Here is a 10,138-nt window from a genome sequence, read left to right as displayed (position 1 = left end):
GATCGCGGCCGCGATCACCTCCTTCATGGTGTTTCCGATGTGGAACTCCTTGGCGATCTGGAGCAGCCCGCCGGAGATGACGCCTGTGTCGTAGCCGTACAGCAGCCCGCTGATCGCGGATACCACTGCGGCCATCAGCATGCGCCCGTTCAGGGAACCGATCGGTGGCGCCTTGTCTTCAGCTCGGGTCATGGTTCCTCCAGGACGGTGAGTGGTCCTGGCCCGCGTGGCTCACTCGGTGGGCAGGACGGGTGGCGCCGCACCCGTCCGTGGTGTCAGCGGCCGACTCGGTGTCATCGCCATGCTCTGCTCAACGGCGCCCGTCGGCCGCGCGACACGACCGAACCGGCGTGACTGTCCGGGGCACACCGCCGACTGGGCGGAGCCTTGACCGGTTGACGGCAGTTCGGCTTGGTCGTAGGCCGGTGGTAGGAGTCCACTGCCGTGCTGGGGGCTGTAGATGACCGCTCGCCGTCCGTGTCCGCCTGTGGCGGGGCAGTTGGAAGAGTACGCGGCCCGGTTCGACGACCTCTTCTTCAGTCTCGCCGCATCCTGCTCCCTACGGTGATGGGGACAGCCGAACCGGCGCCGCGGCGCGTGGGCGCCTCAACCGGGTCCGCCCAGCACGATCTTCCACACTCGGGTCGCCACCTGGAGGTTGAGCCGGTCCTCGACGTTCGCGAGATCGTGGCCGCTGATGTCGCGGATGCGCTGGAGCCGGTAGCGCAGCGTGCTGCGGTGGATCGCGAGGGATTCAGCGGTCTCGTCGTAGTTGCCGCCGCAGTCGAAGTACCGGGACAGGGTCTCCACCATGGCCGCGTGGTGCCGGGAGTCGTAGTCGATGAGCTGCCCGAGCCACTCGTGGACGAACGTCTCCAGTTCCCGGTAATCGCTGCCAGGTCCCAGGATGCGGTAGAGGCCAAGCTCGTCGAAGAACGTCGTGCCGTAGCGCTCGCGGGAGTGGCGGCGCACTTCCAGGGCGCGCTGCGCCTCCTGGTAGCGGTGCGGGATGTCGTCCAGGGAGTCGCAACGGGCGCTCACCCCGATCGTCCCAGACCGTGTCCCGGTCTCCCGGGCGAGCGCCTCGTACAGCGCGCGGGCGTGCGGCCGGTCGTCCGCGACCAGGACCACGTGGTCGGAACGTCGGGTCAGCAGCGAACGCATGCCCACGGCAGAGGCCGCCCGGCCCACGGTCTGGGCGAAGGAATCGTCCGCAGTCCGGTTCGACCACTGCACCACGACGACGTAGTGGCTGCGGTGCAGGTCGTGTCCAACTGCCTCGGACCGGGCGTAGGCGCTCGCTTCGTCAATCCCTGCCAGGAGGTCGTCGACCAGCTCGCGGTGCAGCCTCAGCTCCACTTCCGCCAAATTGCGCAGGTGCGCCAGTTCCAGGGCGAGTGACGTGGCGGCGTGTTCCAGGGCGAGCACGGTATGTTCGTCGGCCTCGTTCCGGGCGTCGACCAGGGCCAGCACGCCCAGGATCTCGCCATGCGGGCGGACCAGGGTGATCAGCCGGTCCTTTACCCGCACCGGCCCGACCTCTCGGGCGACGGCGTGCAGCATTTCGTCCTGGCGCACGGGGTCCGGTTCCGGATAGGGGTCGGGTCGGCTGGGGCCGATCCAGAACCTCAGTCGACCGAAGCGGTCCTCGACCAGTGCGGGGAGTCCAGTGAGCCCGTGCAGTGCGCGGGTGATGGCTTCCTCGCCGCCGCCCGAGGCAGCGACGTCGGCCATGAGCGCGTGAACGGCGCGCTGGTACCCCAGCTCAGCCGCGACGGAAATCAGCTGCCGCTGGAGGGCTGTGCGCTCCTCCCTGAGCCGGTGCAGCTCCAGCGCGTCCTCGCGTCGGCGGCGGTGTGCGAAGGCGACTGACAGAGCAGCGGCGGTGTGCCGGACGAGCGTGACGAGCAGGGAGTACTCGGCCTCGGTGGGCCGGGAGCCGGACGTCACCACGAGGTAGCCGTGGAGCCTCTCAAGTCCGCGTAGCCCCAGGGCCCGGCCCCAGGGCCTGCCGGGGACGGTCACAGGGCCGTCTTGCCCGGCGAGCTCCCGCACCCTGCAGTCCACGGCCGGGGCATGGATCTCCCCGTTCCTCGGGCTGGGGACCAGGTCGTCGTCCACCTTGAGGTATCCGGCCTCGGCGCTGTATGGCCCTGCGGCGGCTACGTGGTCCATGGCCAAGCGCAGGATCTCGCCTTCGTCCGGGGTGTCGAACAGGGCGCAGGAGAGCGCCATCAGTTCGGGTGGGGCATGGTCGGCTGGGGTTGGAGCGGGTGGGCGAGGCTCCTTGCGTGCGGCCCTGGGGTGCCGCCCGGCGCTGCCCCGCGGAAGGCTGCCCTCCCGGTCGGAGCGCCGACGGTACAGGTTATGCGCCCGGCTGCCGACCATGGGATCACTCCGTTCTCTCCGACCCTACAGGGAGGCGAGCGGTGTTTCGCGTACCCGCTCACGGGTCGGCTTATCCGAGATGTCTGGATGGTTCCTTTCGTGCTCGTGGGGGGACCGGACCCGTGCATTTCTGACTCGCCAGGCGCAGGCGTGGGGCCACTCGGCTCGCCACCCTGGGAAGTGTTTGAAACCCTCCGTGCGCGCCGGCAGGAAAGGGCTGAGCGATGACCGAGCAGCATCGCAGGCCGGTTGCCTCGTACAACAGGCCGGTTGCCTCGTACAAGACGTACCGGGAAGCCGAACACACCGTTGACCACCTCTCCGACCATGGGTTCCCCGTGGAAACGGTGGCGATCACCGGCCAGGACGTGCGCATGGTCGAGCAGGTGATCGGCCGGATGGACTACGGCAGGGCCGCGGGCGAGCGGTGCGTTCTCCGGTGTCCCGATCGGCTGGCTGTTTGGCCTTGTGAACTGGCTCGACCCCGTCCTCTCCGCCCTGCTCCTCGCCCTGTACGGGCTGATCTTCGGAGTGATCGGCGGCGCGCTGTTCAACATGCTGCTGCCGGCCCTGCAGGGCGGTCGCTGGGACTTCGCCTCGCTCCGCTCGATGCAGCCGAGCCGGTACGAGGTCGTGGTGGACGAGGCGGTCGCCGACGAGGCTGTACGGCTGATCGGCGGGCTGCAGACCACCGGCGGAGGTTCCACCCGCACCTGAACGAACATGATCCGGAGAGTCGGCGCAGGCGCCGGACCGGGAGGAGTTCCTATGGCGAAGGCAGTGGGCATCGACCTGGGCACCACCAACTCGGTGATCGCCGTGTGGGAGGGTGGCGAGCCGTCCGTCGTGCCTAACAGCGAGGGCAACCGCACGACACCGTCCGTAGTGGCCTTCACCGACACCGGGGAACGTCTGGTGGGCCAGCTGGCCCGGCGCCAGGCGATCCTCAACCCGAAGGGCACCATCTACTCGGCCAAGCGGTTCATCGGCCGGCATTTCGACGAGATCCCCGACGAGGCCAGGGCGGTGGCGTATGACGTCGTCGAGGGCGACGGCGGGGCGGCCCGCTTCAAGGTACGCGACAAGCTGTACGCGCCTGAGGAGATCAGCGCCCAGGTGCTGCGGAAACTCGCGGACGACGCTTCCAAGCAGCTGGGGGAGCGGGTCACGGAGGCGGTCATCACGGTGCCCGCTTACTTCAATGACGCTCAGCGCACCGCCACCAAGGACGCCGGACGGATCGCGGGACTGGAGGTGCTGCGGATCATCAACGAGCCGACGGCGGCGGCCCTCGCGTACGGCGTGGACAAGAAGGAGCACGAGACCGTCCTCGTCTTCGACCTGGGCGGCGGCACCTTCGACGTGAGCATCCTCGACGTCGGCGATGGCGTTGTGGAGGTGCGCTCCACCGCCGGTGACAGCCACCTGGGCGGCGATGACTTCGACCGGCGTCTGGTGGATTACCTCGCGGACGACTTCCAGAAGGAGAACGGCATCGACCTGCGCAAGGACCCGCAGGCGCTGCAACGACTGTTCGAGGCGGCGGAGAAGGCCAAGACCGAGCTCAGTTCGGTGACGCAGACGCAGGTGAGCCTGCCGTTCATCACCGCCGACGCCTCGGGCCCCAAGCATCTCACCGACTCGATCATGCGGTCTACTTTCGAGCAGATCACCGGCGACCTGGTGGAGCGTTGTCTGGGACCGGTGCAGCAGGCGATGGCCGACGCGAAGGTCGGCGAGAGCGACATCGACGAGGTCATCCTCGTCGGCGGTTCCACCCGCATTCCCGCCGTCCAGTCTCTGGTCCGCCGGCTGACCGGCGGCAAGGAACCCAACATGAGCGTCAACCCCGACGAGGTCGTGGCCCTGGGCGCAGCGATCCAGGCCGGGGTGCTCAAGGGCGAGGTCAAGGACGTCCTGCTGCTCGACGTCACACCCCTGTCGCTGGGTGTCGAGACACGCGGCGGAGTGATGACGAAGATCATCGAGCGGAACACCACCATCCCGGTGCGCCGCAGCGAGACCTTCTCCACCGCAGAGGACAACCAGCCGGCCGTCGACGTGGTGGTCCTCCAGGGCGAGCGCGAGCGGGCCGCCGACAACCGGGTGCTGGGCCGGTTCCAGCTCACCGACATCCGGCCGGCGCCGCGGGGCGAACCCCAGATCGAGGTCACCTTCGACATCGACGCCAACGGGATTCTCAACGTCAAGGCCCGCGACCGGGACACCGGCAAGGAACAGGGCATCACCATCAGCGAGAGCTCCAACCTGGACCGCAGCGAGGTCGAACGCATGGTTCAGGAGGCCGAGCGCAACCGGGGCCAGGACCAGGCACTCCGCGAGGCCGTCGACGCCCGCAACGAACTCGACGCCGTGGCGTACCAGGTCGAGAAGCGCCTCGCCGAACTGGGCGACGCAGCGCCCGCGCACGAGAAGGCACGCGCCGAGATGCTCGTGTCCGATGCCCGGGCGGCGGTAAAGGAGGAGGCGGGCGTGGAGCGCGTGCGGCCTCTGACCTCCGAACTCCAGCAGGTGCTCGCCGGGCTGGCGGCCCATCAGGGCGCCGCTACCACAGGCGGTCCCGGCCAGGACACCACCGGGGGCGGCGCGACCGGTGGCGCGAGCGGCGGTGGCGGTGACGACGACGTCATCGATGCCGAGTTCGACAAGGACTGAGGCGCGCCATGCCCAGCCGCCCCCAGGAACCCGACCGGGCAGCGTCGGAGCCGGTCGAACCCGTCCCGGAAGGCGCCGTACGCCCTCCTCGTGGGGATTTGCCGCAACCGGGCCCGCCGCCCCGGCCGGAAGCGGCGAACGACGAACCGGGACCCGACGCCGCTGGCCCTGCGCCTGCCGAGGATGAGTACACGACCGCGATCCAGGAACTGGAGGACCGCTGGCGGCGCGCGCTCGCCGACCTCGACAACCTTCGCAAGCGCCACGCCAGGGAACTGGAGCGGGAGCGAACGGTCGAGCGGTCCCGCACGGCGGCCGCCTTCCTGCCCGTCCTGGACAACCTCGAGCTCGCCCTGACCCACGCGGGCGCCGATCCGGGCGCGATCGTGGAAGGCATCCGGGCTGTACGCGACCAGGCGGTGAACGTCCTCGAACTGCTCGGCTACCCGCGGCACGCGGAGACCGGCGTCCCCTTCGACCCGGCCCGGCACGAGGTGGTCGGCGTCGTCCAGGACCCCGACGCCCCACCGGGCACCGTCGTCGAGGTGCTGCGCCCCGGCTACGGGGACGGCGAACGGCAGCTCAGGCCCGCCGCCGTGACGGTCGCGAAGCGGGAGTGACCGGTCATGGCACGGGACTTCTACGAGGTGCTGGGCGTGTCGCGGACCGCGAGCCAGGACGAGATCCAGCAGGCATATCGCAAGCTCGCCCGCAAGTACCACCCCGACGTCAACAAGGACCCCGGGGCGGAGGAGCGTTTCAAGGACCTCAACGAGGCATACAGCGTCCTGTCGGACCCGAAGACCCGGGCCCGTTACGACCGCTTCGGCGAGGACTTCCGCAAGATCCCCGAGGACTTCGACGAACGGGTCGCGGCCGGAGCGGGAGGCGGCTTCCGCGCTCGGAGGACCGCGGGCGCGGGCGGCCCCCGTGTCCGGTACGCCACCGGCTTCGGCGACGACTTCGGGGCGGAAGGCATCGACATCGAGGACCTGCTCGGCTCCATGTTCGGAGCCGGCGCCGCCCCACGCGGCGTCCCCGGAGCGGACCAGGAGGCCGAACTGCCGCTCACCGTCGAGGAGGCGTACCGAGGCGGCCGTCGCACCGTCACGCTCACCGGTCCCACCGGGCAGCCGCGGCGGTACGAGGTCAACGTGCCGCCGGGCGTCACCGACGGCCAGCGCATCCGGCTGGCGGGCGAGGGCGGGCGGGGCAGTGGTGACGCCCCCGCGGGCGACCTGTACCTGCGGGTGCGTATCCAGCCCCACCCCCGGTTCCGGCTGGACGGCCGGGACGTGCACGTCCAGGTCCCGGTCGCCCCCTGGGAGGCCGCCCTGGGAGCCACCGTGCCGGTGCCCACCCCCGGCGGTGGCACGGCCAAGGTCACAGTGCCCGCGGGCTCCTCCAGCGGCCGGCGGCTGCGGCTGCGCGGCGAGGGCATGCCGAACCCGCGCGGCGCGAACGGCGACCTGTACGCCGAACTCCGCGTCATGGTGCCGCCCACCCTCGGCGATCGGGAGCGCGAACTGTTCGAGGAGCTCGCCGCCACCTCTTCGTTCGACCCCAGGAGGACGCGATGAACGATCGACCCGCGGGAGCGGCAGGCATCGGCCGGGCCGGCGTGGGCGACCGTCCGGTTCGAACCGGCGCCAACGTCACCGCCTCGACGGCTGTCCGGTACGCGCTCGTGCCCGCTCCCAGACTCTCCCTAGACGCCGTGGCCCGTCGCTCGGGCCTCCACCCCGATCTGATCCGCCGGTTCGTCGCCCTCGGCCTGGTCGACGCCGAACGCGACGCCGCGGGCCACCTGGTGTTCGACCCCACGGCCCCGGCGGTCCTCGCCCGCATCCAGCGGCTGCGCTCCGGACTCTGCCTCAACTACGCATCCATCGGCCTGGTGCTCGACCTGCTCGACCGCATCAGCCTACTCGAAGCCGCCCTGCGCCGCGCCGGCACGAGGAGTGAAACACCCCCATGGACATGAACCGTCTCACCCAGAAGTCCCAGGAAGCCCTCCAGGAGGCCCAGACCGCGGCCGTCCGCATGGGGCAGACCGAGGTCGATGGGGAACACCTGCTGCTCGCACTTCTCGATCAGGAGGACGGTCTGATCCCGCGGTTGCTGCAACAGGCCGGCACCGAGCCGAAGGAACTGCGCGCGGCCGTGCGCGAGGAACTCTCCCGCCGCCCGAAGGTCACCGGCCCCGGCGCGGCACCCGGCCAGGTCTACGTCACTCAGCGCCTTGCCCGCCTGCTCGATGCTGCCGAACGGGAGGCCAAACGCCTCAAGGACGAGTACGTGTCCGTGGAGCATCTCCTGCTCGCCCTGGCCAAAGAGGGCTCTTCAACCGCCGCCGGACGACTACTCAAACAGGCCGGCATCACCACGGATTCGTTCCTGAGCGCGCTCACCCAGGTCCGCGGCAACCAGCGCGTCACCTCCGCCAACCCCGAAGTGGCCTACGAGGCGCTGGAGAAGTACGGCCGCGACCTGGTACTCGAGGCTCGGTCCGGGCGGCTGGACCCGGTCATCGGCCGCGACGCGGAGATCCGCCGCGTCACTCAGATCCTCAGCCGCAAGTCCAAGAACAACCCTGTCCTCATCGGCGACCCTGGCGTCGGCAAGACCGCCATCGTCGAGGGCCTCGCCCAGCGAATCGTCCGCGGCGACGTCCCCGAGGGCCTGCGCGACAAGACCGTGTTCGCCCTCGACATGGGCTCCCTGGTCGCCGGCGCCAAGTACCGCGGTGAGTTCGAGGAACGCCTCAAGGCCGTGCTGTCCGAGGTGAAGGCCGCGCAGGGGCGCATCCTGCTCTTCGTCGACGAACTCCACACCGTCGTCGGCGCGGGCGCCGCCGAAGGGGCCATGGACGCGGGCAACATGCTCAAGCCGATGCTCGCCCGCGGGGAACTCCACATGATCGGCGCCACCACCCTCGACGAGTACCGCAAGCACATCGAGAAGGACGCCGCCCTCGAACGCCGCTTCCAGCAGGTCCTGGTCGACGAGCCGAGCGTGGAGGACACCATCTCCATCCTGCGCGGACTACGCGAACGCCTGGAGGTCTTCCACGGCGTGAAGATCCAGGACACCGCACTGGTCTCCGCGGCCACCCTCAGCCACCGCTACATCACCGACCGGTTCCTGCCCGACAAGGCCATCGACCTCGTCGACGAGGCGTGCGCCCGGCTGCGTACCGAGATCGACTCGATGCCCGCCGAACTCGACGAGATCACCCGCCGCGTCACCCGCCTGGAGATCGAGGAGGCGGCCCTGTCCAAGGAGACCGACCCCGCCAGCAAAGCCCGCCTGGAGGAGCTGCGCAGGGAACTGGCCGACCTGCGCGGCGAGGCCGACGCCAAACACGCCCAGTGGGAGGCCGAACGGCAGGCCATCCGCCGCGTGCAGGAACTGCGCCAGGAACTGGAGCAGGTCCGCCACGAGGCGGAGGAGGCCGAACGCGCCTACGACCTCAACCGCGCCGCCGAACTGCGCTACGGCCGCCTCCAGGACCTGGAGCGTCGGCTGAAGGCACAGGAGGAGCAACTGGCCACCAAACAAGGGCAGAACCGGCTGCTGCGCGAGGTCGTCACCGAGGAGGAGATCGCCGAGATCGTCGCCGCCTGGACCGGCATCCCCGTCGCCCGCCTTCAGGAGGGCGAACGCGAGAAACTGCTGCGCCTCGACGAGATCCTGCGCGAGCGCGTCATCGGCCAGGACGAGGCCGTCAAGCTCGTCGCCGACGCCATCATCCGCGCCCGCTCCGGCATCCGCGACCCTCGCCGCCCCATCGGCTCGTTCATCTTCCTCGGCCCCACAGGCGTCGGGAAGACCGAGCTGGCCAAGACCCTCGCCCGGGCCCTGTTCGACTCCGAGGAGAACATGGTCCGCCTCGACATGAGTGAGTACCAGGAGCGGCACACCGTCAGCCGGCTCATGGGCGCACCGCCCGGATACGTCGGCTACGAGGAAGGCGGCCAGCTCACCGAGGCCGTACGCCGCAAGCCGTACTCCGTTGTGCTGTTCGACGAGATCGAGAAGGCGCACACCGATGTCTTCAACACCCTGCTGCAGGTCCTCGACGACGGCCGCATCACCGATGCTCAGGGCCGCACCGTCGACTTCCGCAACACCGTGATCATCATGACGTCCAACATCGGTTCCGAGTACCTCCTCGACGGTGCCACCGCCGAGGGTGAGATCAAGCCGGACGCCCGCGCCCTGGTGATGGGCGAGCTGCGCGGGCATTTCCGCCCGGAGTTCCTCAACCGCGTCGACGACATCGTGCTGTTCAAACCGCTCGGTGAGCGGCAGATCGAGCGGATCGTGGAGCTGCAGTTCGACGAACTGCGGCAGCGGCTCGCCGAACGCCGCATCACCGTCGAACTCACCGACACAGCTCGAGAGTTGATCGCCCACCAGGGCTACGACCCGGTGTACGGGGCCCGGCCGCTGCGGCGTTACATCTCCCACGAAGTCGAGACGATGGTCGGGCGCGCCCTGTTGCGCGGTGACGTCCAGGACGGCGCGACGGTCCGCGTCGACGCCGAGGCCGGGGAACTGGTGGTCACCTACGACCAGCCCGAGGACGTGAAGGGAGCGCGGGCGGCATGAGCACGATGCAGGCGACGACCGTCAGTTGTCCCAACTGCGGGCGCACCAACCGGGTGCCCGTAGCCGCGGAGGGCCGCCCCAAGTGCGGCCACTGCAAGCAGCCCCTACCGTGGATGGTGGACGCGGGCGACGACGACTTCACCGAGGTCGTCGAGCGGGCCGACGTCCCCGTCGTGGTCGACCTGTGGGCCACCTGGTGCGGCCCCTGCCGCATGGTCAGCCCCGCACTGGAGAAGGTCGCCACCGATCTCGCCGGACGAATCAAACTCGTCAAGGTCGACGTCGACAAGAACCCGCGACTGTCGCAGCGTTTCGAGGTCCGGGCGGTACCGACGCTGCTGGTCCTCGACCAGGGCGAGACGGTCGCCCGGCAGTCGGGTGCCGCACCTGCCCCTGCCTTGCGGCGGTGGGTGGAGCAGTCGATCGCGGGCCGCGCACCAGCTGGGAAAGGATGATCGGC

Annotated in this window: 8 protein-coding genes and 2 pseudogenes; 8 read left to right on the top strand and 2 right to left on the bottom strand. The window is 69.8% G+C overall.

Annotated features, from left to right (window positions below; translation table 11 throughout):
• Together BZY54_RS10735 and BZY54_RS10730 are read right to left on the bottom strand one after the other, a co-directional pair.
• A pseudogene (locus BZY54_RS10735) lies at positions 1–192 on the bottom strand (sugar porter family MFS transporter); the annotation flags it as partial.
• A gap of 414 nt (positions 193–606) precedes the next feature.
• A complete protein-coding gene (locus tag BZY54_RS10730; RefSeq protein ID WP_086724893.1) occupies positions 607–2,388 on the bottom strand; it encodes a PucR family transcriptional regulator in 1,782 nt (593 codons plus the stop codon).
• 224 nt (positions 2,389–2,612) lie between these two features.
• On the opposite strand from BZY54_RS10730, the pseudogene BZY54_RS55025 reads away from it, so the two are divergent.
• The 8 genes and pseudogenes from BZY54_RS55025 to trxA all read left to right on the top strand — a co-directional run.
• Positions 2,613–2,750, top strand: a pseudogene (locus BZY54_RS55025) (general stress protein); the annotation flags it as partial.
• A gap of 106 nt (positions 2,751–2,856) precedes the next feature.
• Positions 2,857–3,105 (top strand): hypothetical protein, encoded by a 249-nt coding sequence (locus BZY54_RS53025; RefSeq protein WP_244217086.1) that lies wholly within the window; start codon positions 2,857–2,859, stop codon positions 3,103–3,105.
• A gap of 51 nt (positions 3,106–3,156) precedes the next feature.
• Positions 3,157–5,064: a molecular chaperone DnaK gene (dnaK, locus tag BZY54_RS10720; protein ID WP_086724890.1), complete on the top strand. Its 1,908-nt coding sequence runs from the start codon at positions 3,157–3,159 to the stop codon at positions 5,062–5,064.
• Between the two features lie 8 nt (positions 5,065–5,072).
• Entirely contained in the window at positions 5,073–5,684 is a 612-nt protein-coding gene (locus BZY54_RS10715; protein WP_086724888.1) for a nucleotide exchange factor GrpE, read from the top strand.
• Positions 5,685–5,690: 6 nt separating this feature from the next.
• On the top strand, positions 5,691–6,644 hold the full coding sequence (locus BZY54_RS10710) for a DnaJ C-terminal domain-containing protein (protein ID WP_086724886.1): 954 nt from the start codon (positions 5,691–5,693) through the stop codon (positions 6,642–6,644).
• Positions 6,641–7,048 carry a chaperone modulator CbpM gene (locus tag BZY54_RS10705; protein ID WP_086724884.1) on the top strand — a complete coding sequence of 136 codons (408 nt, stop codon included), beginning with the start codon at positions 6,641–6,643 and terminating at the stop codon, positions 7,046–7,048. Before BZY54_RS10710 ends, BZY54_RS10705 begins: the two co-directional genes overlap by 4 nt.
• Complete coding sequence (gene clpB / locus BZY54_RS10700) at positions 7,039–9,678, top strand: ATP-dependent chaperone ClpB (RefSeq protein WP_086724882.1); 2,640 nt, start codon at positions 7,039–7,041, stop codon at positions 9,676–9,678. The genes BZY54_RS10705 and clpB overlap by 10 nt, the downstream gene beginning before the upstream one ends.
• The gene (gene trxA, locus BZY54_RS10695) at positions 9,675–10,133 is read left to right on the top strand and encodes a thioredoxin (protein WP_086724880.1); all 459 of its coding nucleotides are present in this window, start codon (positions 9,675–9,677) and stop codon (positions 10,131–10,133) included. Before clpB ends, trxA begins: the two co-directional genes overlap by 4 nt.
• Positions 10,134–10,138: the final 5 nt, after the last annotated feature.

This window comes from Streptomyces carpinensis (assembly GCF_002154505.1).
In the GTDB taxonomy this organism is placed as follows: Bacteria; Actinomycetota; Actinomycetes; order Streptomycetales; family Streptomycetaceae; genus Streptomyces; species Streptomyces carpinensis.
Note: the sequence above shows the minus strand (reverse complement) of the source record. Positions and strands in the feature narration are given on the sequence as shown.